Annotated in this window: 21 protein-coding genes and 1 pseudogene; 13 read left to right on the forward strand and 9 right to left on the reverse strand. The window is 43.4% G+C overall.

Translation table 11 applies throughout. The annotated features are described in order from the left end of the window. Positions 1 to 44: 44 nt before the first annotated feature. Positions 45 to 1,322: a histidinol dehydrogenase gene (gene hisD / locus IPM95_05385; GenBank protein ID MBK9328751.1), complete on the reverse strand. Its 1,278-nt coding sequence runs from the start codon at positions 1,320 to 1,322 to the stop codon at positions 45 to 47. A 42-nt stretch (positions 1,323 to 1,364) separates the two neighbouring features. Next, on the reverse strand, positions 1,365 to 2,222 hold the full coding sequence (locus IPM95_05390; GenBank protein MBK9328752.1) for an ATP phosphoribosyltransferase: 858 nt from the start codon (positions 2,220 to 2,222) through the stop codon (positions 1,365 to 1,367). 221 nt (positions 2,223 to 2,443) lie between these two features. Between IPM95_05390 and IPM95_05395 the strand changes: the two genes are divergently transcribed. From IPM95_05395 to IPM95_05405, 3 genes are all read left to right on the forward strand, one after another. Next, on the forward strand, positions 2,444 to 4,180 hold the full coding sequence (locus tag IPM95_05395; GenBank protein ID MBK9328753.1) for a DUF885 domain-containing protein: 1,737 nt from the start codon (positions 2,444 to 2,446) through the stop codon (positions 4,178 to 4,180). Between the two features lie 172 nt (positions 4,181 to 4,352). Continuing rightward, positions 4,353 to 5,528, forward strand: a complete 1,176-nt coding sequence (locus IPM95_05400) for a hypothetical protein (GenBank protein MBK9328754.1) — start codon at positions 4,353 to 4,355, stop codon at positions 5,526 to 5,528. Positions 5,529 to 5,561: 33 nt separating this feature from the next. After that, positions 5,562 to 6,716, forward strand: coding sequence for a hypothetical protein (locus IPM95_05405; protein ID MBK9328755.1), 1,155 nt, complete (start codon positions 5,562 to 5,564; stop codon positions 6,714 to 6,716). Between the two features lie 6 nt (positions 6,717 to 6,722). Here IPM95_05405 and IPM95_05410 read toward each other — a convergent pair whose 3' ends face one another. From IPM95_05410 to thrA, 5 genes and pseudogenes are all read right to left on the reverse strand, one after another. Then, positions 6,723 to 7,961 (reverse strand): carboxylesterase family protein, encoded by a 1,239-nt coding sequence (locus tag IPM95_05410; protein ID MBK9328756.1) that lies wholly within the window; start codon positions 7,959 to 7,961, stop codon positions 6,723 to 6,725. 48 nt (positions 7,962 to 8,009) lie between these two features. Continuing rightward, a complete protein-coding gene (thrC, locus tag IPM95_05415) occupies positions 8,010 to 9,314 on the reverse strand; it encodes a threonine synthase (protein MBK9328757.1) in 1,305 nt (434 codons plus the stop codon). A gap of 70 nt (positions 9,315 to 9,384) precedes the next feature. Beyond that, positions 9,385 to 9,612 (reverse strand): hypothetical protein, encoded by a 228-nt coding sequence (locus tag IPM95_05420; GenBank protein MBK9328758.1) that lies wholly within the window; start codon positions 9,610 to 9,612, stop codon positions 9,385 to 9,387. Between the two features lie 10 nt (positions 9,613 to 9,622). Further along, positions 9,623 to 10,570 (reverse strand): homoserine kinase, encoded by a 948-nt coding sequence (locus IPM95_05425; protein MBK9328759.1) that lies wholly within the window; start codon positions 10,568 to 10,570, stop codon positions 9,623 to 9,625. Between the two features lie 151 nt (positions 10,571 to 10,721). Continuing rightward, a pseudogene (thrA, locus tag IPM95_05430) lies at positions 10,722 to 13,185 on the reverse strand (bifunctional aspartate kinase/homoserine dehydrogenase I). 391 nt (positions 13,186 to 13,576) lie between these two features. On the opposite strand from thrA, the gene IPM95_05435 reads away from it, so the two are divergent. After that, entirely contained in the window at positions 13,577 to 14,347 is a 771-nt protein-coding gene (locus tag IPM95_05435; protein ID MBK9328760.1) for a 1-acyl-sn-glycerol-3-phosphate acyltransferase, read from the forward strand. On the opposite strand, the gene IPM95_05440 is transcribed toward IPM95_05435, so the two are convergent. Both IPM95_05440 and IPM95_05445 read right to left on the reverse strand, forming a co-directional pair. Continuing rightward, positions 14,313 to 15,341 (reverse strand): PorP/SprF family type IX secretion system membrane protein, encoded by a 1,029-nt coding sequence (locus tag IPM95_05440; protein ID MBK9328761.1) that lies wholly within the window; start codon positions 15,339 to 15,341, stop codon positions 14,313 to 14,315. The genes IPM95_05435 and IPM95_05440 overlap by 35 nt on opposite strands. Before the next feature lie 38 nt (positions 15,342 to 15,379). Further along, the gene (locus IPM95_05445; protein MBK9328762.1) at positions 15,380 to 19,918 is read right to left on the reverse strand and encodes a PKD domain-containing protein; all 4,539 of its coding nucleotides are present in this window, start codon (positions 19,916 to 19,918) and stop codon (positions 15,380 to 15,382) included. A 227-nt stretch (positions 19,919 to 20,145) separates the two neighbouring features. On the opposite strand from IPM95_05445, the gene IPM95_05450 reads away from it, so the two are divergent. The 9 genes from IPM95_05450 (at position 20,146) to IPM95_05490 (ending at position 26,834) form a co-directional block, all read left to right on the forward strand. Then, on the forward strand, positions 20,146 to 20,841 hold the full coding sequence (locus IPM95_05450; GenBank protein MBK9328763.1) for a C40 family peptidase: 696 nt from the start codon (positions 20,146 to 20,148) through the stop codon (positions 20,839 to 20,841). Beyond that, positions 20,838 to 22,364 carry an NAD(P)H-hydrate dehydratase gene (locus IPM95_05455; GenBank protein ID MBK9328764.1) on the forward strand — a complete coding sequence of 509 codons (1,527 nt, stop codon included), beginning with the start codon at positions 20,838 to 20,840 and terminating at the stop codon, positions 22,362 to 22,364. Before IPM95_05450 ends, IPM95_05455 begins: the two co-directional genes overlap by 4 nt. Continuing rightward, entirely contained in the window at positions 22,357 to 23,049 is a 693-nt protein-coding gene (locus IPM95_05460) for an NAD-dependent deacylase (protein ID MBK9328765.1), read from the forward strand. Before IPM95_05455 ends, IPM95_05460 begins: the two co-directional genes overlap by 8 nt. A 53-nt stretch (positions 23,050 to 23,102) precedes the next feature. Next, positions 23,103 to 23,669: an NUDIX hydrolase gene (locus tag IPM95_05465; protein MBK9328766.1), complete on the forward strand. Its 567-nt coding sequence runs from the start codon at positions 23,103 to 23,105 to the stop codon at positions 23,667 to 23,669. Next, positions 23,647 to 24,132: a cytidine deaminase gene (gene cdd, locus IPM95_05470; protein MBK9328767.1), complete on the forward strand. Its 486-nt coding sequence runs from the start codon at positions 23,647 to 23,649 to the stop codon at positions 24,130 to 24,132. Before IPM95_05465 ends, cdd begins: the two co-directional genes overlap by 23 nt. A 366-nt stretch (positions 24,133 to 24,498) precedes the next feature. Next, positions 24,499 to 24,723, forward strand: a complete 225-nt coding sequence (locus tag IPM95_05475) for a hypothetical protein (protein MBK9328768.1) — start codon at positions 24,499 to 24,501, stop codon at positions 24,721 to 24,723. Between the two features lie 711 nt (positions 24,724 to 25,434). Continuing rightward, complete coding sequence (locus tag IPM95_05480) at positions 25,435 to 25,842, forward strand: hypothetical protein (protein ID MBK9328769.1); 408 nt, start codon at positions 25,435 to 25,437, stop codon at positions 25,840 to 25,842. 6 nt (positions 25,843 to 25,848) lie between these two features. Beyond that, positions 25,849 to 26,439, forward strand: coding sequence for a TetR/AcrR family transcriptional regulator (locus IPM95_05485; protein MBK9328770.1), 591 nt, complete (start codon positions 25,849 to 25,851; stop codon positions 26,437 to 26,439). Beyond that, entirely contained in the window at positions 26,436 to 26,834 is a 399-nt protein-coding gene (locus tag IPM95_05490) for a hypothetical protein (GenBank protein ID MBK9328771.1), read from the forward strand. The genes IPM95_05485 and IPM95_05490 overlap by 4 nt, the downstream gene beginning before the upstream one ends. Positions 26,835 to 26,837: the final 3 nt, after the last annotated feature.

Genomic DNA, 26,837 nt, shown 5'->3' on the forward strand with positions numbered 1-26,837 from the left:
ATGGGTTATTGGTTCAACCAAAAGATAGATCTAACCGATAACATTTAACTTTTTAATCGAATCGTAACAGCATTTTTATGCGCATCCAGTTGCTCACTGGCCGCCATTATTCCGATTGTTTCTCCAAGCAGCTGCAGTCCTTCTTTACTGATCTGCTGAAACGTAATTTTTTTGACGAAACTATCCAAAGAGACACCGCTGTATGCACGCGCATGTCCGTTTGTCGGCAATGTGTGATTGGTACCACTGGCATAATCTCCGGCACTTTCCGGTGAGTAATGCCCTAAAAATACAGAACCGGCATTTATCACTTTTTCCGCCAAGAGTTCAGCATTTCTCGTTTGAAGAATCAAATGCTCCGGAGCATAGAAATTGCTCAATTCAATCGCCTCCTCCATATCTTTTACAACTATAAGTTTACTGTTCACTAATGTCTGTTGAATGATTTCCTTTCTTGACAGATTCTGCAATTGCTGATCAATCGCAAAATGCACTAAGTTCAGATAGGCTTCCTCCGTCGTGACAAATAATACCTGACTGTCTGTGCCATGTTCCGCCTGTGACAACAAATCCGCTGCTATAAAATCCGGGCGGGATTCATCATCTCCGATAACCATTACTTCACTCGGCCCTGCGGGCATGTCAATAGCTATACCTTCTTTATTGACCAATTGTTTTGCCGCTGTCACATACTGATTGCCGGGCCCGAAAATCTTACTGACCTGCGGAACAGATTCCGTACCGTAAGCCATTGCCGCTATCGCCTGTGCACCACCGGCTTTGTATATTTTAGTCACGCCACACAGATGGGCGGTATATAAAATCGCTGGATGGATATTTCCATTCTTATCAGGAGGTGAACACAGGACAGTATCCCTGCATCCCGCTATCTGTGCCGGAACCGCCAGCATAAGAACGGTAGAAAATAAAGGCGCTGTGCCGCCTGGGATATACAATCCGACTTTTTCAATGGGGACTGATTTTCTCCAGCAATGCACGCCGGGCATCGTTTCGACCTCTTCAGGAACCTGCTTTTGAGCAGCATGAAATAGTTCAATATTTCTTTTTGCGGTATCTATCGCTTTCTTCAGCTCATCTGACACTTCTTTTGCCGCTTTGAGCATTTCATCTTCTGAAACAACAACACTATCCAATTTTACACCATCCCATTTTTCTGCATATTCCATCAATGCTGCATCTCCCCGATGTTTCACATCCTGCATAACCGGAGCCACCCTCCCTTCAATCTCTTCAAAAGATTTCGTGGGACGCTTTAAGAGTTCGCCCCAGGATTCTCTTGCCGGGTATTTTATAAATTGCATAACTTCATACTTTTATCCCTCACCGCATGTGAGTGGTTTATCTTAATAAATTAATTTCTCAATAGGCATCACTAATATCCCTTCCGCACCGGCGTCTTTCAGCTGCTGTATCTTTTCCCAGAAATCTTTTTCTGTGATTACTGAATGCACCGAACTCCATCCTTCTTTAGCCAATGCCTGTACCGTCGGCGAATTAATTCCCGGCAACAGGGAGATAATCTTTTCCAGACTGACATTGGGTGCGTTCAACAGAATATACTTGTTCTTTTGCGCTCTCTTTACAGCCTCTATCCTAAACAACAGCTGATGTAAGATGTCCTTCTTTTCATCGGACAGGTTTTTATTTTTTATCAAAACAGCCTCCGAATGGAAAATCTGCTCCACTTCCTTCAGCCCGTTGCTCAACAAGGTGGAACCGGTGGAAACGATATCACAGATGGCATCCGCCAAGCCGATGCCGGGGGCAATTTCCACGGAACCGCTGATAACATGGATATCGGCTTTAACCTGATTATTATCCAGGTAATGCTGTAAAATCCTCGGATAGGAAGTGGCGATAGATGTACCCTCCAGGTCCTTAATGGACTTAAACTCAAGATTTCTTGGCACTGCTAATGATAAGCGGCATTTACCGAAGCCCATCTTTAATACTTCATCCACTTGTTTATCGGACTCTACCAACACATTTTCCCCAACAATCCCGATGTCCGCTACCCCGTCCTGCACATAGTCCGGAATATCGTCATCGCGAAGGAATAAAATATCTATCGGAAAATCATAAGCGGAGGTTACCAGTTTGCCGGAACTGTTCGGAAAAGAAATGTCACATTCATGAATCAGCTGAATGGAGTCGTCACTCAGACGACCTTTTTTCTGTATGGCAAGTTTTAATCGTTGCATAGTACAAATTTACTTGTTTGAATATTAATAAAACAGGAAATAATAAATGATTTGAAAAACAACTGCACACCCCTATCTGGAGTGATGAAAAAGAGGATGAAATGAGTGCAGCACGCGTAACATATACTCAAAATTACAAAAATATATGGCTATTGAAAGATATGGTGTTTTAAATTAAGATTAATGAAATGAATTTGTATTTTTATACCCAAATTATAAATATGAGAAAGATAAGTCTTAGCATCTTCCTTTTTTGCAGCATGTTGCTGTCATTTTCCGGCTCAACACCACCCTCTAAAAATGTATTATTCAATAATTACAAGGCCGGTTTCATACAAAGGTTATGGAAAATGTACCCGGACTGGGCAACCATGATCGGCTATCATAAATACGACAGTATCCTGTATGTACCAACGGACATTCAACGTTCTAAAGAATTGTCTTTTTCAGACGTAGAGCTTAAAAAACTTAAAAGTTTTCCGGTTGACCAACTAACCGGTGCCAATAAAACCGATTATTACCTGATGGAGAATTTCCTGAAAAAAATCAGATGGGATATTAAGACATTGAAATCCCATGAATGGGATCCTTCTAATTATAATATTGGCAGCTCCTTTTCGTATATCTTATCAGAAGATTATGCTCCGCTAAAAACCCGGTTAGCAGATTTTTACCTCAAACTAAGAAATGTAGCTGCCTACTATACAGCAGCCGAAAAAAACATACGGAATCCTACAGCAGAACATCTCCTGTTGGCGATTGAACAGAACGAAGGGACCTTATCCGTTTTTGAATCTGATTTCGTGGATTCCGTCAAGGCAATGAAATTTTATCCTGAAACGGAAGAGGCTTATCTGAAACGGGGAAAAGAAGCAGCCGACGCTATACGCCATTACATCGTATTCCTTAAATCCTTTAAAAACGATAACCCCAGAAGTTTCCGGCTGGGAGCAGATTTATATGCCCAAAAATTCAATTACGACATTCAAAGCACGTATACGTCAGATGAAATATTTAAAGCAGCATTAGACCGGAAAGATTTCCTGCATACTGAAATGGGAAAGATAGCTGTTAGCCTTTGGCCTAAATATTTCGGCAATCAATCCATGCCGATAGATAAATTGGTGCTGATTAAAAAGGTAATTGACACCATCTCCGTGCAGCACGTGCGACCCGAAGATTTTAAAACGGAAATAGAAAGACAGTTACCGGAACTCACTGCATTTGTAAAGGAAAAGAATCTGGTTTACATGGATCCTGCCAAACCGCTTAAAGTCCGTAAAGAACCCGGCTACATGGCCGGTGTGGCAGGAGCATCCATGAGTTCGCCGGGACCCTATGAAAAAAACGGTACCGCCTACTATAATGTGGGTACATTGGATGGATGGAGCGCGGAGCGTGCTGAAAGCTACCTGAAAGAGTACAACCAGTATATCCTGCAAATACTGAACATTCATGAAGCCATCCCCGGACATTATGTTCAGTTGATGTACAGCAACAAATCCCCTTCGGTAATCAAATCTATTTTAGGAAACGGAGCCATGATAGAAGGTTGGGCGGTCTATTCCGAATACATGATGATGGAGAACGGGTATGGCAACAATAAGCCTGAAATGTGGCTGATGTATTATAAATGGAATCTGAGAGCTGTCTGCAATACCATCCTGGATATAAGCATCCACACCAAAAACATGAGCAAGGAAGCGGCGATGGATCTGATGGTCAACCAGGGATTCCAGCAACAGGCGGAAGCGGAAGGAAAATGGAAAAGAGCCACACTGACCAGTGTACAGTTATGCAGCTATTTTACCGGATTCCATGAAATCATGCAGCTGAGGGACGAGTATAAGAAAATAAAAGGCAGCGACTACACCGTCAGGAAATTCAATGAAGCGTTTCTGAGTTATGGCAGCGCACCGGTCAAATATATCCGCGAGTTATTATTACCTCAAAAATAATGTGTTAAAAAAGTTGCGCTTCCCGTAAATTAGATACAACTTGAATGCAAGATTGCAGTCTAATTTATGAGCAGACTAAAATAGTTCTAAAGCGCCTGACGGGCGCTTTTTCTTATCGTGATTTCATGTATTGAATAAAGTTTACTATCTTTATCTACACAGAATTTTCAACATGAAAACACATTTCTATCCACTTTTATTTTCATTCATTCTTGCCGGTTGTTCAAAAGAAAACAGCTCATCCATTCCTGACCAGACCGAGATCAATAAATTAAAACTGAACCAGATACAGATTTTAGGAAGCCATAACAGCTACCACAAGCATATGCCCAACAACCTGTTTTCTTTTCTCGGAAATATCAATTTTCTGCTGCCCGCCGAATATAAGGTGGAAGCGCTCGACTATTACCATGAGCCACTGGAAGACCAGCTGGATATCTACCAGATGAGGGGATTTGAAATCGATCTTTATGCCGACCCTGCCGGGGGAAGATTTTACAACAGACAGGGTAATCTGTTTGCACAGCTTCCCGTAGCTTCCGGCATCGATGAATTGAAACAACCCGGCTTTAAAGTGCTGCACATACCGGATATCGATTATGAGACGCACTTCTACACATTTAAAAGTACCCTGCAAGCGCTTAAAACCTGGTCGGATGCCCGCCCGAATCATATTCCTGTCTTCCTGCATATAGAAACCAAAGAAACAACGGTAGGTGACATACTCGGATTTTTAGGATTTACCACAGCCATAAAATTCACCCCATCATTATGCGATGATATTGACACAGAAATCAAGAGTGTGTTTGGCGATGCCCTGGAAAAGGTAATAACACCGGACAAGGTAAGAGGGAGCTTTGCCACATTAGAAGAAGCTGTACAGGCGGGCAACTGGCCGACAATTGGTGAAAGCCGGGGAAAATTTATTTTTGTGATGGAAGGCGGCGGCGACAACGAGTATCTTCAGGGGCATCCGTCTTTTCAGGGAAGAGCCATGTTCTTATACATGGATGATCCCGGCACTCCGGAAAGCGCATTCCTGAAATACAATGATGCTGCCGGCGATGAGACAAAAATTAAAACAGCCGTAGAGGCAGGATATATTATACGTACCAGAGCGGATGGGCCTAACGGCGAGAACAGAACAGGCAGTTATGTCAATCAGGAGGCGGCGTTTAGAAGCGGCGGACAGATTATTTCAACAGATTACTATCGGCCCGATCCCAGATACGAAACACAACCGACTAAATTCACCGATTACAAATGTCAGTTTCCAAATGGTGACCTTGCCAGGATTAATCCAGTGAGTGCCGCCGACAAACAAGGTATCGGAAAAATTGCAGAGTAGCACTTTTCCTTATTTTCTGCTTATTTTAGCGGTATGCAGCACATTCGTTTTCAATTCCTTTTTTGTGTTCTCCTGACATGTAGTTCTTTCGGCTATTGTCAAACATCCGTAAATATCGATTCGCTGAAGATCAACCAACTTCAGATTATAGGCAGCCACAACAGTTATCATTTACGTGCCAATAAGCCTGTCCTCAATTTCCTGAAAGGGTTGAGCGGCATTTTACCCAAAGGGTATGACCCGCATGAACTGGATTATGAACACGAACCGCTGCAACTGCAGCTGGATTCATTTCATCTCAGAAGTTTTGAGATAGACATCTATCCAGACCCTCAAGGCGGGCAATTTTATTACAGAAAGAAGAACAACCTGCTGGGCAAACCCAAGGCATCCGGTATAGACGCACTCAAAGAACCCGGATTCAAGGTCATGCATATACCGGATATCGATTACAATACGCGTTATTTTACATTCATAAGCATGCTTGCTGATTTTAAGAAATGGAGCGATGCCCATCCGGATCATTTACCCATTTTTATTTTAATAGAGGGTAAGGAAGAATCCATTGCATCCACACTGAAAAAGCTGCACTTTTCAAAAGCTATTCCCTTCACCCCTGCATTGTGTGATGATATCGACAAAGAAATAAAAGAAATTTTTGGTAATCATCCGGATAAAATAATCACTCCCGATGTGGTAAGAGGAAATTTCGCTACGCTCCGTGAAGCCGTTGCCGCCAACAACTGGCCAAGCATAGCAGCAGCACGCGGTAAATTTATTTTTATCACAATGGACAAAGCGGATAAGCCTTACCTAATCGGACATCCGAATCTGGAAGAAAGACTGATGTTTACATTCTCGAAAGAAGGTAACCCCGAAGCTGCATTCATAAAATTCGATGACCCGGTTGAGAACCAAAATGAAATTAAACAGGCTGTACAAAAAGGCTATATCATCCGGACAAGGGCAGACAACCCCAATAAACAAAACAGGAGCGGCGACTACCTTCAGATGATGAAAGCCTTTGAAAGTGGTGCGCAAATTATCTCTTCCGATTATTACCGTCCCGACCCAAGATACAAAACCAAGCCAAAAAAATTCAAGAACTACTCCTGCCGGTTTCCGCATGATGATACCGGCATTATCAATCCTGTCTCAACGCCGGCCGTAAAGATGAAAGAAAAATAATCAGCTTTAGTGAACGATACTTATTTTGGACAGATACGACTGAGTGTCTGTCTTCATCGAAAGAACATACAAGCCATTTGGAAGCTGTAAGTTTAGTACTACCTTTTCCTTATTCTTACTTTCTGCGGTATACACCAGTTGCCCTTCCGTATTCATGATTTCAAGTGTAACTGATTTATATTGAATATCCGTGGGTATCTGGACAGAAAACATGCCGGTGGAAGGATTGGGAAATAATTCCAGCCGTTTCATACCATCCGAATGAACCGATGAAACAACGCCCGGATTCAATATGCGGTAGAGGAAGTCCGTTGTTTTTTGCACAATAAAAGGATACGTAGCGGTATCACCTGCCTGATCAACAGGATGTCCTATTTTATTTATAGGATAAAATTCAGCATAGGTACCGTTGTTTATCATTCTGGGATAAATCCTGTTGCCTCCGTAAAACTGTCCTAACCAGCAGGCTACCGTCACAAAACAACCTGCATCAAAAGGCACGGTCAGATCCGGATTGTTATGAAAAGCCAGGTACTGAATATCTCTGTTATCATTAATATAATTCAAGTCTCCAATTGCTCCGCTACAGCTGACTACTGCTTTTATCCCTTTCATTGTATAGCCAGGGTTTCCGCTGTTTCCGTCCAGACCACCTAACTCTTTAAAAGATTGTTTAAAAATGAAATTCATTTCTAAAGTATCATTCAGGTAAACTGTATGGAGCATGGTAATGGCTCCGGCTGATGAACCATAAATAAAAATGGAATTCGTATCCACCCTGTAGTAATTATTATTCTGAGCGACATCCTTTTTAATGTATCGTATGGCTGCCTTCAGATCCTGAACTGCCCTGACGATTGCCCTATGCCAGTTATATGTATCTGCAAAATCCAAAATAGGTGCAATTAAGGTTGTTTGCTGTACCCTGTATTCTATATTTGCCGTGACATAACCCTTTTTTGTAAAATATTCTGCGGTTAAATTTATAGACTGATCATTGCGGCTGCCTCCTACAAATGAACCGCCATGAACAAAAAATATTATTGGCCGTACGGACGCTGTATCACCCTGTGGTTCATATACATCCATTAAAAGATTGGTCAGCTGGTTTTTATTATCGTAATTACTTCCATACTGAATATCGATATTTTTTTTAACAGAAAATAATTCATCTTTAAATCTAGTTTGAGAAAAAGTAGTAAGGAAGCAGATAATTAAAAAAAGGAGTGTAATGACTCGTTGCATATCTTTCACTTTAGGTATTAAATATAGCTAAAATATGTGAAAAAATCATTAACTGAGAAGCCAGTTTTTGAACACATCAAAATTTGCAGTCATCGGTACGGATAGTTTCTTTCCTTTGATTATGGCTTCCAGGCGCTCCGGAATTTCCACCTTTTCTCCTATAAGCGGTTCCACCACCTCACCAAACTTAACCGGATGCGCGGTGGCCAGTATAATGCCGTTTATATATAAAGGATTTAAATCGTTTTCATATACGTACTCATCCAGGCCCAGATAGCCTACTGCCGTATGCGGACACATTAAATAATTATACTGTTCAAATACATTTCGGATACAATCAGCCGTTTGTTCATTGTTGTAGGAGTATGCCTCGATGGAATCGCGTACATTTTCCACCTCATTGTCATAGATATCCATCAGACGGGCAAAATTGCTCGGATTGCCGACATCCATCGCATTGGAAATGGTTTGGACCGATACTTTCGGTTCAAATTTCCCCGTTTCATGATAAATGGTAAACACATCATTTGAGTTGGTAGCCGCAATCATTTTAGTGACCGGCAACCCCATTTTTTTAGCAAATAATCCTGCGGTCAGGTTGCCGAAATTTCCGGATGGAACTGAAAAATACAAAGGCAGGCTTTTATCATCCAGCTGTCTGTATGCATATATATAATAAAACGACTGCGGAATCAGACGGGCGATATTGATAGAGTTGGCAGAAGACAATGTCAGTTTTTCATTCAGTTCTTTGTCCAGAAATGCCTGCTTCACCAGTGCCTGACAATCATCAAAGGTACCATCAATCTCCAAAGCGGTAATATTGGCGCCCAGCGCCGTAAATTGTTTTTCCTGTATATCGCTTACCTTACCTTTCGGATAAAGGATGGTTACCTTTATTCCTTCCACATTCAGGAAACCGTGTGCTACGGCAGAGCCGGTATCACCGGAGGTAGCCACGAGAATATTAACCTCCTTGTCATTATTGCGCAAATAATATCCCATCAGCCTGCCCATGAAGCGGGCACCAAAATCCTTGAATGCCAGCGTGGGACCGTGAAACAATTCCAGAACGGAATAATCCCCCACTTCTATCAGGGGTGCATCAAAGTCATACGCCTGCTGTATGATTTTGTTCAATTCAGCGGCAGGTATCGATTCCCCTATGAAATTATGGGCGATATGATACGCCATCTCCGTGAACGTATAACTTTCCAGATGGTCCCAGAATTTCTGCGGAAGCGGCTTAACCACATACGGCATATACAAACCATTATCCGGCGGCAGCCCTTTCAGTACCGCTTCCTTCAAATCGACGTCCGGACTTTGGTGTTTGGTGGAATATAATTTCATGTACGTATTTACTTTTTTTTCTAATAATCAATAAGATTCCCCGTTATGTTCGAAATGACAGGACGTGGAATTATCTGTCTTCTTCCCTGTTTCTTTTAAAAGCTCTGTACACAATTACTCCGCATAACACGCCCATTATGAGTGGCGTAAAAAAACGGGTAATCGTATCAAAGCCGAGCAAAGCCGAAGTCGAAGTAATGATTCCTGAATTAATAATCATATATGGAACAAACATCACTATTAAAATTATCACAGCAATGATCACTTCCGTTTTATAGATTGAGAGAAATTCTTTCATTTTAGATAGTTTAATCTGTCATGGGCAGCACCTTCGGTCCCTGGTTATTGACTTTACTGGCATACACATCCGCTCCGATATTCATCTCTTGCATCACTTTTTTCATGGCTTCGCCTGCCTTTTCGGCAATTTCCTTTCCATGGCAGAGTGCAAATACGCTGGGTCCGCTGCCGCTGATACTACCACCCAGGGCACCTGCATCTTTCGCCGCCTGCTTCATTTCATAAAATCCGGGAATCAGCTTGCTTCTGTACGGTTCTGCGATATAATCCACCAGGCTTCTGCCGATTAAGTCATAATCACCCCGCAGCAAACCGACCATCATGCCGCCCACATTCGCACTTTGTCGCAGGGAATGCGCCAACGGAATCTCTCTCGGCAAAATTTCGCGTGCATCTTTGGTCAGTACAATCACATGCGGATTAATGACCGCACACCACAAATCTTCGGGCACCGGAATCTGCAGGATATCCAGCGGCTCATAACTTCTGACAAGGATGAAGCCGCCGAACAAACCGGCTGCCACGTTATCAGCTATGGCGGCATCGCAGGCGGCTTTTTCCGCATCCAGCAAAAAAGGCAGCATCTCCTGTTTAGTCAGTCGTTCATTGCATAACATGTTTATGGCATAAACACCTGCCACTGCGCTGGCAGCGCTGCTGCCCAAACCGCTGCCGCTCGGCATCATTTTCTTCAGCCATATCTTACAGCCAAAATCCGCCTGTATGTAATCCAGATAATCCTGAATCGCAACGGTAGCCGAATTTTTTTTCGGATCACGTGGCAATACGCCTCCATCGCCTTCAATGTCTGCTATCACCACACCTTTCTCCTCCGTAATTTCCATAATTAATTCATCCCCGGGTTTGTCAATGGCAAAACCCAGCACATCGAAACCACAGGCAACGTTTGCTACGGTTGCGGGAGCAAAGACTTTTATTTTATCGCCTACTTTCATTTCGTCAGTATTTACACACCCTCAGTCCCCTCTCAAGAGGGGAAATGCGATTGTTTGTTCTCAATTCACAACATCGATTCACTTAAATCGTATTTTCAAATTGCAATATCTAAATTTCCCTTCGGATAAAAAGATGGTTTTATAGTGGTGTTTAATTTGCCATATAATTACCGATGCTGATAATTTCTGCAAAGACACCTGCCGCCGTCACTTCTGCGCCTGCTCCCGGCCCTTTAATTACCAGTGGATTATTTTTATACCGTTCTGTTGTAAAGACAATCATATTATCACTTCCGCTCAGGTTATAGAATGGATGCTTACTGTCCACCTGTTTTAAAACAATCTCCACATTATTGCCTTCTATGACAGCCATATAGCGCAATACATTCCCGTTTTTCTCCGCTTCTTTTTTCAGGCTTTCGTAGGGTGCATCGAGCTCCGGCAATTTTCCCAGGAATGTTTTCACATCCACCTCCCTTAAATTTTCGGGTACCAGGTTTTCCACCTTGATATCCGTCAATTCCATCTGAACACCCGAGTCCCTGGAAAGTATCAGCGCTTTTCGCGCCACATCCAGTCCGGACAAATCATCACGAGGGTCAGGTTCTGTAAATCCTTTTGCCTTGGCATCCAGTACCACATCCGAGAACTTTAAATCACCTTTATACGTATTGAATATAAACGACAAGGTGCCGGACAATACCGCTTCTATCTTTAAAATCTTATCGCCCGAATTCATCAGTGACTGCAACACGCCGATAACCGGTAATCCGGCACCCACATTGGTTTCATACATAAAACGGGCATTGGACAACTTGGCGAGTTCACGCAGGCGGATGTATTTTCCTGACTCAGTGTATTCGCAATTTTGTTTGGTGTAACGATGGAAATACTTTTCTTCAGGAGTTTCTCATAAAATTCCACCACCGTTTTACTGGCCGAACAGTCAATGAAAACGGTATTCGCAAAATTCAGGTCAATCACCTTATTGGTAAACGTTTCGAGATCGGATTTTTCCCCTTTTTCATTCAGTACCTTCTCCCAATCTTCCAAATCTATCCCATTGCTGTTGATCAGCGATTTTTTTGAATTGATCATACCGGTTATATTGATCTGAATAGATTTTTCTTTTTTCAGGTATTCAAATTGATTCTTGATTTGTTTCAATAATGTTTTTCCAATAAGGCCGGTAGGGCCCACCAGAAATACGTTGATGGAATGTACGTCACTTTCAAAGAATATTTCGTGCAGTGCGTTCAATGCTTTTGCTTCGTTTAATCTGTCAATCACAGCAGTGATGTTCAACTCGGAAGAACCCTGTGCAATCGCTTTCACGTTGATACCGTTTTTCCGAGTGCCTTAAACATCTTTGCGGGAACGCCCGGCACATTGGACATGTTCTCTCCTATAACGGCAATGATCGAATTGCCGGTTTCCACCACCAATGGCTGTATCTGTCTGTTTTGAATCTCATACTTGAATTCTTCCTCCACGGATTTCTGGGCCTTTTTAATATCCGACGGTACAATCCCGAAACAAATGGAATGCTCGGAAGAGCCTTGTGTCAGAAAGATGATATTTATACTTGCTCTGGACAGGCAGCCGAACAATCGGGAAGCAATGCCCACCACCCCTATCATACCGGTACCTTCCATGCGCAGCACCGCGATATCCGAAATGGAAGAAATGCCTTTTATGACATTGTTTGATTTCCCGGAATCTTTGGAAACGAATGTACCCGGATGTTCGGGATTAAAGGTATTCTTGATGATTAACGGAATATTCTTGATATATGCCGGCTGAATGCTGGGCGGATAAATCACCTTTGCGCCGAAATGGGATAACTCCATCGCCTCCTTGTAGGATAAGGTAGGAATGGTGAATGCCTGTTCCACCCGGCGAGGGTCTGCCGTCAGTACACCGTTCACATCCGTCCATATTTCGATGGCATCCGATTTGAGTGCGGCACCAAAGATAGCTGCCGTATAATCCGAGCCGCCACGACCCAGCGTGGTCACATTGCCATATTCATCGCTGCCGATAAATCCGGTAACCACCGCCACACCATGGATGGCTTCAAAGAAATCAAGGATATTTTTGTTCGTTTTATCAAAATTCACCTTTGCAGATAGAAAGTTGGAATCCGTTCGTACCAGTTTTGTGGCATTTACATAAATCCCGTTCAGCCCGGCGCTCTTTAAAGCACCCGCAACAATGAAGGAGGAAAAACGCTCGCCGTAAGACACCAACTGAGCAAGTGTTTTATCGGACAACTCACCCAGCAGGTTGATTCCTTTCAGGATATCCTCCACCCTTTCCATGCTTTCGATAAACTCTTCGAGCATCTCCTTTTTCACATCCGCATCGGTGACCAGCGCTTCGATGGCAGCACGGTGGCGTTCCTTGAAACTTTCAAATATCTCCAGATAGGTCTGATTGTCCTTTTTTTCCGCCAGCTTTCCGGCGTTAATCAACTGGTCCGTCACTTTGCTGAATGCCGAACAGACCAATACGACGTCTTCTCCCTGCTCTTTTTCCTTCTGCACGATACCGATGATGCGCTGAATATTTTCAACAGAACCTACAGAAGATCCTCCAAATTTTAATACTTTCATAATGGGTGTACAATTTACAATTTATGTTCCGCAAATGCGGAATACGACCTTAATAAAAACCGTAACAAACAAAAATACGCATTCAGGCAAAATAAACTTTAACAAATAAATACACAAGACGTTAATTATTAATTAAATGTTGGGAATCCGGTTGATGAGAGTCTGTTGAAATTGCATGGCAAGCAGGAATCGGGCTGAGACAAGGCATCCGGTTGTATCTTTATCGCTTGAAAGCTATCGGCTGGTGTCCTCACTAAGCGAAACTAAATGATAAATATAATCAGTGGGTACACCAACCGTTAGATAATTCAAATTTCAGCTTTCATCGCTGATTAAAGAAACAATCGATATTTTTAGTAAATTTATATTCAGGTAAAATCCTATTGGGTATATGCTGAAAATCCTGAAATTTTTCTACAGCATCTGGACGGTGGTAAGTTTTATGCTGCTCACGATTCCTATGGCAATGGGTTATCTGCTGCTCAAACTGGTGCCGTATAAAAAACAAATCAACGGTGTTTATATCATTAACCGGTCAGCCCTATTTATCTGGTCGGTGCTGGTGGGTATGCGATACAAGATAACAGGACTGGAAAATATTAACAAAGACAAGACATATGTGGTGGTGGTCAACCATGTGAATGCGGCCGATATGATGGCTACGGCTTACGGACAGCGTGTTCCCGCCAAGCCGTTGGTAAAGAGAGAACTGACATTGATTCCAGGGTTAGGGCAATTATTTTCGCTGATGTGCCTGCCCGTGGACAGAAGCAGCAAGGAAGCCCGTTATCAAAGCAAGATACGCATGCTGAATGACCTGAAGCAAGGCATCTCCGTATTAATTTTTCCCGAAGGTACACGTAACAGGACCAAAAACCCGCTCATTCCATTTTATGACGGAGCCTTTGAGTTGGCCATTGAGGCACAGGTACCGGTACTGCCGGTGGTACTAACGAATATCCGAAAGATAAACCGGGTTGACACTTTGCTCGTGCAACCCGGAACATTGGAAATAGCCCATCTTACCCCAATAACAACAACAGGCCTATCGTCCAATAACCTGGAAACGCTGAAGCAACAGACATTTCTGGTGATGAAAGCCTATCTGCTTCAGCATGATTCCTATTTTAAAACGCAAAAGACGGACAGAATACCGGCTTAACCGGTTTTACGCGGTCCTTAAACAACCTTCCCGAATAGGAAATGGATATTTCCCCGCTGCCGTTAAATCTGCTTACTTTCGTTAGTTTGGAAACATTGATATCATAATTAAACGTGACATTAAATCCTTTGTATTCCAGTTTGACCGCGGGAATCAAGGCATCATTTACCCTATACCATGCGCCAAAATTGAGCGCTAACATCTCTTTCCTGTTTTTGAACCACCCATAGCGCGCGAAACTGCCGAACACAATTTCCATATTCGGCCCCTGTTTTTGAAAAAGAAAGGATGGCTGCATCGACCAGTTTCCCTTCAGCATACATTCACCTCCGGTAAACGCCGAATAGCGGGTAAACAATCTGTTTTCCTGTTCAATATAAAACGATACGTTCGGGCGGGTAAGATTGAAGATTGAAAAGCTGGCAAAGAAATTAGTATGCTCTTTAGGTGAGAACGAATACAGTCCGCCAATGCCCAGATTGTAATCCACCTGACTGGTACGCAACCCGTTTTCCAGAGGGTCCAATGTTGGGTCAAAGCCGTCAAATCCGTTGAACTGATTTTCAAAAGTAGCTTTGGAGAAATCAAATTTGCGCATGGAAATGCCATTCTGAAATCCCACCCCTATTATGTGATTTCGTTTAACATCCAGTACCTGTAAGAAAGACACGTTCACGCCCACCTGATTATTCGTAAAATTCGTAGAACCCGCCCTGTCATGAGCGACGTATACACCCACTCCTAAAATGGAATTGGGGAATTTATTTTTCAGCAGGGATAATTCGGCATTTCCGCTTATCGTCTGGTAAGGTGTGGAAATACTGCGCCATTGGGTTTTATAAGTAGCGGCAACGTAGTAATCATTATTGATAAAACCTGTGAATGCAGGATTTATATTGGACGGGACGGCATAAAACTGCGAAGAGTGCATATCCTGTGCCTGTGCATGCCACCCGATGAGCAGTATCATGATCCAGGGAATAAAGGTTTTCATCTAATAGGATTTATTGGGGTTTGAAATATGTTTCTGTGTTATCTCAATAAGGTTACATCTCCCTTTCGTATGGTTCTTTGTCCGTTAATACACTCCACCTCCATATAATACATATACACACCGGGGTTCAGGAGTTCCCCTTTATAGGTGCCGTCCCAGCCGGTTTCAGGGTTATTGGTTTCAAAAATCAATTGCCCCCAGCGGTTAAATACCCTAATCTGTTTTACGGAGGAGATTCCCGGCCCCAAAGCTCTCAGCACATCATTTTGTCCGTCACCATTCGGAGAGAAGGTATTCGGAACATAGACCATTCTGCCGGAACAATCTTCGATTACCCTAATTAACAGAATATCTTTTGCCTTACAGCCAAATTCATTGACAGCAGTCACAATATAACTGGTATCCGTTTCCGGTGATGCCATTGGATTCTGACATTCGGTACAGGATAGTTTATAATCCGGACTCCAAATGTAAGTGACGTTATTGGGTGATGTGGCATCTATCTGCACTTCAGAACCTTTGATGATGATATGATCTACTCCAGCCGTTACTGCCGGCAATGGTTTTATATCCACCTGCACCGGCAGCTTTTGCAGCAAACAGGCGCCATTTTCAAAGATGGCATAGAATGTAGTATTGGATTTCGGGAACGCAAGCGGATTCGGATCATTTATATTTGATAGCGCAGGTGAATTCGACCAGGTAATTTTGGTTATGTTCAGCGATGTATTTTCCGCTTCCGTATGTAATTGGATCGTATCACCCAAACACAGAATGGTATCCGGGTATGCCCTGACGTTCAGACGTGTTTTTACTTCCACCTTTACCGTGTCATAAACAGGGCACTGCGGATGATGAAAGGCTTTGATAATATAGGTAGTGGTGGTATCAGGCCTTGCCACTACATTGGCACCCGTTGGCGTGTTTAGAGAATTATTCGGCGACCACTGCACTGCTGTCGGGTTTCCGGAAACATCTAATGGTATCTGTTCACCACGACAGATCACCTTATCCTTGATATCTGTCAGAACCGGACTGGTGTATACGCCCACCTTTACACTGTCTCTGCCGGTACATCCAAATGTATTTTCTGCATAGAATCTTATCCAGTAGGAGCCTGGGCCGGTTGGGATAAAGGTATCGCCGACACCTCTGGTGGTTTTGTTCAGCGAGTCTGTAAATGACCAGTAATATTCTTTTACCGGTGAGTTCGGTGAAGAATAGATAGAGTCTCTGATATTTACTATTCCGCTGCCGTCACATACATTGGCTTTGTCTACCCCGAAAGCGGTAAATAAGCGGGCAACATTCACCTTTTTGGTAGAAACGATATTCACGGTACAGCCAAAATTATCTTTCAGTACCAGGGTCGGTGTATAATCTCCTTCCCTTCTGTAAGTATAGTTGGTAGTGGTGCTTAACGTATTATCCAGTCGGGTATCGCCGTTTCCAAAATCCCAGATGGTGGTGGTGGTATTTTTGAATTGGGCTCTGAAGGTTACATCAAAAGGTGCGCATCCGAAATCCGGTGAGAATGAAAAAGTACCCTGCGGTCCGGCAACAATGATATAATCGGGTTTAAAGATGGTATCAGTGCAATTATTGGTGTCCACCACTATCAGTTTCACATCGAATGAATCCGAACGGGTATAAACACCTTGCGGTGTCCGGTTGTTATCATCACTGGTATTGCCATTTCCAAAATCCCAGAATACATTCTTAAACTGCATATTGGCAGGTGCCTGCAGCTGGAAATCGGTGATTAGATCGGGGCATGTTTTAAAAGTCGGGCTTGCGGTAAAGTTGACATGGATATTTTTAATGGTGACAAAATTGGTTTTCGCCACGGTATTCTCACAGCCTCTTCCGTCCGAGACTGTCAGCTTTATCGTATAATCCCTTTCCTGCGGAAATGCATGAACAGGTTCCCGTTCTGCTGACGTCGTGCCGTCACCAAAATCCCACAAATAGGACACGGCATTCGCACTGGAACGGTTAAAGAATTGAATGGATTTACCCGCGCACACTCCGTTCCTATCTTTATCGAAATCAGCCTTCACTTCCGATACGGTTACTGTCTTTGTTAGCGAATCCCGGCATCCTTCCTGATTTTGCACGGTCAGCTTTACGGAATAGGTACCTAATGCATTAAACCCATAAGATGCCGTTTGTCCGCTGGCAGTAGCAGTATTATTAAACAACCAGGAGTAAGAAACAATCGGTGAGCTATTGGAATAACTGCTGTCTCTGAAATTAAATACCGCCGTAACACATCCGCTGGCTTTATCAAAATTGAAATCGGCGTGTGCCTTTATAACGGTCACAGTATCTCTCTGGCTCGAAGCGATCAGACAGCCATTGTTGTAGCGTACAAACATTTTCACCACAAACTGTCCTTCTGCAGGGTAGGTAGCAACATAATTATTACCGAAACCCCTGTCGCCGTTTCCCAATTCCCATATGTAATTAAATACACCGGTATCACTGGGTGCCGACATCAGCACTTTCAGTGGTGCACATCCTTTTTGTGGTGTAAGGGTGTATCTGAATGAATCAATACTCGCGAATTTTATCACTTTTGAAAGCGTATCCCTGCAGCCGGTGGAATCGTTATAAACAGCTAAGGAAGCAGTCACTTCCGTCACACTGGGCGGGTAGGTATGGGATAAACTGGCATCCATGGTTGTCAGCGTTGTTCCGTCACCGAAAATCCAGGTTGCGGACGTATGTCCTTCTGATAGATTTTCAAAAGTCACCGTCTGGCTGTTACAGGTGGATACATAATTAAATCTTGCTTTAGGGTATGCCACAAAAATCTCCTGTATATCTAAAGTATCTCTGCAGGTATTATTGACTGCTATTAACTGCACCAGGTATTTTCTGGGCTGTGACGGCACGGTGTAGATATGCGTCGTATTCCTGCCCTGTCCGGTTCCGTCGCCGTACAGCCAGTAGAATTCTGTCGTAGGCCTGCCGCCGCTGGCCGTATAGGTTACCATCTCACGGTTCACACACACCTTCTCATAATCCATAGTCCCTGTAAACGGCACCTTATCGCCGGCATGAATAGGGCCGATGGTGGCTTCCAGTGAATCACAGGGTGCATCATACAGTACTTTCACTTTTACATAAAAATCCCCGGTTGTGGTGTATGTGTGAACGGGATTGGGACCCGTACCCGTTGTGCCATCGCCAAAATTCCACGTTATGCTTCTGGGCGTCCAGTTGTTGGTCAGGTTCGCATTAAAATGCACTTTCAGCGGAATACATCCTTCCGTTTTATCCGCAGCAGGATTCATCTGATCCGGCCCTATCCAAATATACAGCGGCTTGTCTGTTCTGTCCGTACAGCCATTGGCGGCAGTAACGATCAGACTAACATCATAATAGCCATTTCTGGGCAATGCCACGGAGGGATTCACATCTGTGACCGTTGTATAAAATCCGTTCGGACTGCTGATGATCCATTTGTATGTGCTGCCGTTTACCGAGTTATTCGTAAAATTTACGGTATATGGCTTGCATGATTTAGTCTGGTCTGCCGTAAAACCAGCTACTGGTGCCAGGTTTACCACTATCGTTTGCTGCATGGAATCGCGGCATCCTTCCAGATTGGTTGCCTTGACACTTAAATTATAGGTACCGGGATTGGGATAATTGATGGAAGGAGCAACAGTTGATGACGTTCTGCCATCACCGAAATCCCAGTTGCAAAAAATGGGGAAATAGTTAGATGAAACACTTGCAGTCGCAGTGGTATTTGTACACACAGGCGAAGGCACACTTGCGTTCAGGGTAAATTTTTCTATCTTGACGGCATTGGGTTTCGTCTTTGTTGTGACACAATTATTCATATCCCGTACAGAAAGCGAAACGGTATAATCTCCTCCGCTGTTATATACGACAGTTGGATTTGATGCAGTCGAAGTGGTGCCGTTGCCAAAATCCCAGGAATAGGTTACTGCAGACTGCGCCGTCACCGTACTTTGGAAATTGGCATTGAACGGCAACAGACAGGTTTGTGCCTTGTTTATGGTAAAATCCACTGCAGGAGCCGTTGCTTTCTTGATAAAGTCCCTAACCGTCAGCGTATTTTTACACCCGTTGCCGTCGGTGACAATCAATGATACCGTTAAGTTTCCGCTGAACGTATAAGTATGCAGCGGATGTTGAGTCGTTTCCGTTCTACCGTCACCCATATCCCACAGCCAGTTGACGACTGGCGCATCCCCGGGAGTCGATAGATCCTGAAACTGCACATTAAACGGCACACATCCGGTTCGCGGCAATGCATCAAAATTGGAAACCGGGTCTTTAAACACGGTTACCGTTTTAGTGATGGTAGAAGATTGACTGCCTTTGTAGACAGTCAGTTTTACATTGTATACACCCGGCAGGTTAAAGATGGCGCTCGGATTGCATTCGTCGGATGTATTGCCGTTTATCCCCAACTCCCAGAAACAACTATCCGGAAAACCGGTGGATGTGTTGGTAAAGGTTACATATAATGGTGCGCATCCTTTGTCTTTACTCATATTGAAATTGGCGTTCAGCTGAGCAAAAGATGTCAGAGGCATTATACTAAATGCGCAACAACACAAGGCAATATATATGACACTTTCAGAAGACCGTAGGCGGCCTCGCAATAAGCGATATGAAAAAAACATGGGTCATGGGGTTTTTATGTTAACGTAATATTACGTGCGTTTTGTCGTATTGTCAATAGATTATTTGTAATTTTCTGACGAAAACGTTGATTAATTGATTTAAAGCAACCCATATTCCCTTATTTAACATTTCATCCATGAAAGGCATCCTGCAATTATCCGTCATTCCCATGCGCGCAACCCCTTCTGACAAGGCAGAGATGGTCAATCAGGTTTTATTCGGAGAAACGTTTGATGTCTTGGAACGAACCGAAAAATGGTGTAAAATAAAACTGCACCACGACCACTACGAAGGATGGATAGACAATAAGCAATATGCATGGACGAAGACAAAAAATAAAAAGGAAATATCCGTTGTCTCCTCCTTGTTTGAGAAAATAAAAAAAGAAGATGCAACACTTATCATTCCGATGGGCGCTGTGACGGAACATACCAAACCAGTTCATCGTTCCTTAATTAAGACCGCCCTGCTTTTTCTCCATACACCGTATTTGTGGGGCGGCAGAACATTCATGGGCATCGATTGTTCCGGTTTCACACAGGTAGTTTTCAAAGTTCATGGCATTCCACTTAAACGCGATGCCTGTCAGCAGGCGGCACAGGGCAAGAAAATAAACTTTGAAAACAGCACAACCAACGACCTGGCGTTTTTTCACAATACGGAAGGACGGGTGATACATGTAGGTATCGTCATCAAAGAAAAGGATAAAACCCGAATCATACACGCCTCCGGAAAAGTGAGAATGGACATACTGGATGAAAAGGGGATTTATGATGAGGCAACCCATGCGTACACACACCGGCTGCACAGCATCAAAAGAATGGAACGATGAAAAAGATACTGAATACCGCACAAATCCGGAATGCCGACGCATACACGATTCAGCACGAACCCATCCCCTCCGTTGAGCTGATGGAAAGGGCTTCTATTGCATTCGTGCGGCAGCTGGAGCAAGACTTTCCGGATAAACACCTTCCAAAGCATATCATTTGCGGCAACGGCAATAACGGCGGAGACGGACTGGTTATAGCCCGTTTATTGCTCCAGCAATTACATCCGGTTACCGTATATATTTTTGACAGCAAAAATCCCTCTGAAGACAATCTGACCAATCTAAAACGGCTTCAAAAAAAGTACCGTCACTGCATCCATTATATCAAAGACTGTGACTTTACGGACACCTTGCAGCAAGATGCCATTCTGGTGGATGCCATTTTCGGAAGCGGATTAAACAAACCGATACAACAGGACAGCCTGTACTTTGATGTCATTCAGAAACTGAATGAAAAGAAATTCAGGGAGGTGGTCTCCGTCGATATTCCCAGCGGATTATTTGCCGACCAACACACCGAAGGCATAGCCGTACAATCCGGAAAATGCTACACGTTTCAATCGCCTAAACTGGCTTTCCTGCTTCCGGAAAACGGGAAATACGTTCCGGACTTTACCATCCTGGACATCGGATTACATACAGATTTCATCAAAAAGGAACAAAGCTTTTTTTTCTATCTGGAGCAGGAAGACATGGAACCTATTCTTCCCGCCAGGACAAAATTTTCGCACAAGGGAATATATGGACATGCACTCCTCGTTGCAGGCAGTCATGGCAAAATGGGTGCAGCGCTGTTAGCCGCAAAAGCCTGTCTGCGCAGCGGAGCCGGGCTGATCACCGCGCATATTCCCAAATGCGGTTATGCCATTTTCCAGTCCGCCTTTCCGGAGGCCATGTGTGCAACGGATAAAAACAGCACCTGCATTTCCTCCATTCCCGATTCTAAAAAATACGATGCCGTTGCCATCGGCCCGGGACTGGGCGACCACCCGCTGACACAAAAAGCATTTGCCGCCTTTTTGAAAAAAAATAAAGCGCCGCTCATCATTGATGCAGATGGGTTGAATAGGCTGTCTAAAAACAAGACGCTTTTAAAATCGCTGCCGGAAAACACCCTGCTCACGCCGCATCCCAAAGAGTTTGAACGCTTAGCCGGCAGATGGAAAAATGATTTTGAACGATTGCAGCTGCAACAGGATTTTTCCAGAAAACACAAAGTGATCGTCGTGCTGAAAGGTGCACACACGAGCATTTCCGATACGAACGGCCAGGTGTATTTCAACTCCACCGGCAACCCCGGCATGGCCACCGGCGGCAGCGGCGATGTACTGACCGGTATCATCGCCGGACTTTCAGCACAACGCTGCCCGCCTTTACACAGCGCCCTGCTGGGTGTTTACCTGCACGGACTAGCGGGCGACTGTGCACTGCAGACGCAAAGCATGGAAAGCCTGACGGCTTCCGACATCATCGAACATCTGGGAAACGCATTCATGATTCTACACCGTGATAAAAATGCCTGAAAGAAAAAAAATAGTGGTACTCACCGGCGCAGGTATCAGCGCGGAAAGCGGCATCAGGACATTTCGCGACAGCGACGGCCTGTGGGAAAATCACCGCATTGAAGAGGTGGCCACTTTTGAAGCCTGGCAGCGCAACCGCGAACTGGTGCTGGACTTTTACAACCAGCGCAGAAGGCAGCTGCTCGAATGCGAACCGAATGAAGCACACCGATTGCTCGTGACATTAGAAAAGAAATACGATGTACACATCATCACACAGAATGTGGATGACCTGCACGAACGTGCCGGCTCATCGAATGTCCTGCACCTGCACGGCGAATTGCTGAAAGTGCGCAGCACCCTGAATGAACATCTTGTTTACGAATGGAAAGAAGATTTGAATACCGGCGACCGCTGTGAAAAAGGCTCGCAGCTGCGACCGCATATCGTTTGGTTCGGTGAACCGGTACCGATGATAGAAGCGGCGGGAAAGATTGCCGCACAGGCTGACATCTTTGTGGTCGTCGGCACTTCGCTGGTGGTTTATCCGGCGGCAGGGCTGGTACACTACACGGATTTTACGGTACCGAAATACGTCATTGACCCGAACAAACCTGCCATTTCAGGCATGCAGAACGTGGAGTATATTACCGAGAAAGCCGGTGCGGGGATGAAGTATCTGGCAGAGAAATTGATGGAAGAATAAGGATTTTAGAATTGAGAATCGAGAAAACATATAATCTATAACTGCAACAATAAATGACGGACGAAAGTAAAAACCCGTGGACTTCCTTATCCATACAGATCGTGTACGACAACAAATGGATTACCGTCACGCATGAAGAGGTGCTGACGCCGGGCGGCAGCAAGGGTATTTACGGCAAGGTGCACCTGAAAAATTATGCCATCGGCATTGTGCCGCTGGACAAGGACGGCAATACCCGGCTCGTCGGCCAGTACCGCTATCCGCTCAGCGAGTACAGCTGGGAAATCCCGGAAGGCGGCGGCCTGCTGGAAAACGATATCCTGGAAGCGGCACAGCGCGAGCTGAAGGAGGAAGCGGGGCTGACGGCGAACAAATGGACACAGATTGCCGTTAGCCATACATCCAATTCGGTGTCGGACGAACTGGCGGTGATTTTTGCGGCACAGGAACTGACGGAATGCGACAACGAACCGGACGATACGGAACAATTACAGATAAAAAAACTATCTTTAAATGAGGCTATAGCAATGGCGATGGACGGAACCATCAAAGATGCCATCTCAGTGCTGGCATTACTAAAACTGAAAATACTGATCGATGAAGGAAAATTTGAAATTTGAAATCAACTATAGCTGTATTCCCACTTTTGACGAGTTGCCGGATAACTATCAGCTTCTGATACAGGAAGCACGCAAGGCGAAGGAAGGCAGCTATGCGCCGTATTCCAATTTTAAGGTCGGTGCGGCTATGCTGCTCAACAACGGCCAGATCATCCACGGCAGCAACCAGGAGAACGCCTCCTACCCGATCGGGTTTTGCGCGGAACGCACGGCGCTGAGTGCCGCCGCTTCCCTGGCCTCCCATGAAAAGATAAGAGCGATTGCCATCACGTGCAGCAGCGAACACAACCCCGTGACGAAACCGGCGGCACCCTGCGGCATCTGCCGCCAAACCATCTTTGAGGCGGAATGCAAACACCGCCAGGATATTGAAGTGCTGCTGATGGGCGAAACCGGGCCTGTTTATATATTCAAAACCATCAAAGACCTGCTTCCCCTGCATTTTGACGCGGATTTTTTATAGATAAAACCATACTAATTATTTTATGATTCTGGCAGCGTTACAGACAGGATTCTGCATTTCAAAATTATAATACGCAGCTTCCAACGAGAAGACAGAATATAATATCCCCATTTGATTATTTATAAAAAAATTACTATGTTTGATAAAGCGCACCTAAGGTGCGGGAATATAACCAACAGCAGGTTGAATATGCGAACCAATGGTGCGCATATAAACAAGTGAGGCCCAATGCTATAAACAGTCAACATGTGTATTGCAGTATACACAGAAACACAAAAAGGATTAAAATTATGTCCATTTAACTAAAGCTCATTATTAAAGGGTATATTTATTAGAAAAACTATATTTAATTGAAAAAACAAAATAATGAAAACGCAATATATTATTTTATTGATTAGTAGTTTATTTGCCGTTACAGCAAAGTCCCAAGGCATAAAAAAAACGGGAAAAGATACAGTAAAAGCCGGAAGAGCAAATGACCGCCTTAAAAATGCCGGGCCTGTTCAGGACTGGCCTAAAAAAAGTAAGCCTGATAGTAAGAAAGATATAAAACCTGCACCTTTAACCGACTCGACGCGTCATAAGCATTAAGATAACTAACCACTTCAACGGATATTTTCACCTTTCAAGTTGGAGTTAACAGATGAAGAAAAAATAAAATTACGACCAAAATTTACAAAGAAAAATATTTACTATTTTGGCGCGGACAATTCTGATTGAACGAAAAAGAGTTTATAATTTTTAAGAAACAAATGGACATGTAAAATTAGCACTGGCATAACAGCGGTCACGGCGCAATGGCTGCAATATTCTTAATTCAACTTCACTCTTCTTAAAATCTTTTCACTAAATTTATACTGCAGGCTGCGAACTCGCCACTGTCGCCGGGCAGCAAAACCGTTGTAAGCAAGACTAAAAGACAACAGTGCAACGATCAAATGGACAACAAAACGACCAGACTTTTGACTACCAAATAATTCTCGGGCGACAAAAACTCGGTTGAAAATTTCGCTGTAACTCGACAGCGACCAGACCATTTTGCCGACACTAAAGCCAACGCAAGGTTTTTAAAATATTTCTACCGCACATTTTAAAAAATAATTTTAGCCAGCCGGCATCGGCACATTTGGGAGTTGTCCCTCACACAACCCGACACACAGGCAAACTCAAAAAGAGCCAATTATCCACCGCACCAAGATGATTTTCGTCACATTTTAAAGTTTTCTCAAAAAAACTTGCAGGTATAAATAAAATAAACTATTTTTGTGAGCGAATATTCACTTACTTAAAAATATATACAAAATGAACGGTAAAAACAACATAGCAATAGGCTTCCTGACAATGGGGCTTTTTATGGCTTACGGCTTTCTATTAATTTACCTGCGTGACTTCGCTCCGGGTAGAGAAGAATGGGCGAACTCATACAGTATCGGCAAGCATTTTGAAAGCAGACTGGCTCACGTTCACGGGAACTTGTTCGCCTTTCTAAACATCCTAATTGGCTATTTGCTTCTACATTTCAGAGACAAACTTCAAAACGTGAAAGCTATTTCTTGGTTGGCACTTACAGGTTTATTAATGCCAATAGGAATACTAACGGAGGTGTATTTTGGTTTGCCTCCTGCACTGGTATTAATTGGAGCAATTGCAATGACAGCCTCTGTGATTTGGTTAGGAGTTGCTTTTTTGAAAATGAGAACAATAAACTAATAACAAATGACAACAGCAATTTCAGACAGACAACTTGAAATTATCGATGCAGCTGGTAAAATATTGACTGCTTCGGGAGTAAGTGGTTTAACAATTAAGAACCTTGCAAAGGAAATGAAGTTTTCTGAGAGTGCCATTTACAGGCACTTTACAAGTAAAGAAGAAATAATTATTGCCTTACTTGAATATCTTGCTAAGAGTATGGATGAACGCTATACTAATGCAATTTCCAGCGAACAGTCACCCGAAGAAAAATTCACAACGCTGTTTCAAAATCAATTTTCATTTTTTAAAAAGAACCCTCACTTTGTAGTGGCGGTGTTTTCTGACGGACTGATGGAAGAAAATCAACGTATCAACGAAACGATATTGAAAATAATGGGTGTAAAGATGAAACACTTGATGCCGATTATTTTGGAAGGTCAACAAAAGAAAGATTTTACTAATGCAATATCATCTGATGAATTAATGCATATCGTGATGGGAACTTTTAGACTGCAAATGTTTAAATGGAGAGTTGCAAATTTTCAATTTGACATTATCCGAAACGGTGACAATATGATACAATCAGTGTTAACATTAATCAAATCAAAATGAAGAAAATACTTCCATATTTATTTGCAACTCTCCTCGCTGGGTTTGGCTTGCTTACTTTATTCCTAAGTACATCTGTAATTTTTGATTTGTTTGGTATTAGAGCCAAAGAAGGCAATTACGTTCTGTTTGTAGTTTGGTCAAATTTCATCAGTAGCATTCTTTATTTATTTGCAGCTTATGGGTTTATTAAAAACAAAAAATGGACAGCTACACTCTTAGGAATTTCAACAATTATACTCATCGCTGCATTTATCGGACTTAAAATACACGCTAATTCGGGTGGTATTTATGAAACAAAAACTGTTGGTGCAATGATTTTTAGAACGAGCCTAACGCTTGTATTTGCTGCGATAGCATTTTTTACCATTAACAAAAGATATTCAGTTAAGATTTAAAAT

This window comes from Sphingobacteriales bacterium (assembly GCA_016719635.1).
GTDB lineage: Bacteria > Bacteroidota > Bacteroidia > Chitinophagales > JADIYW01 > JADJSS01.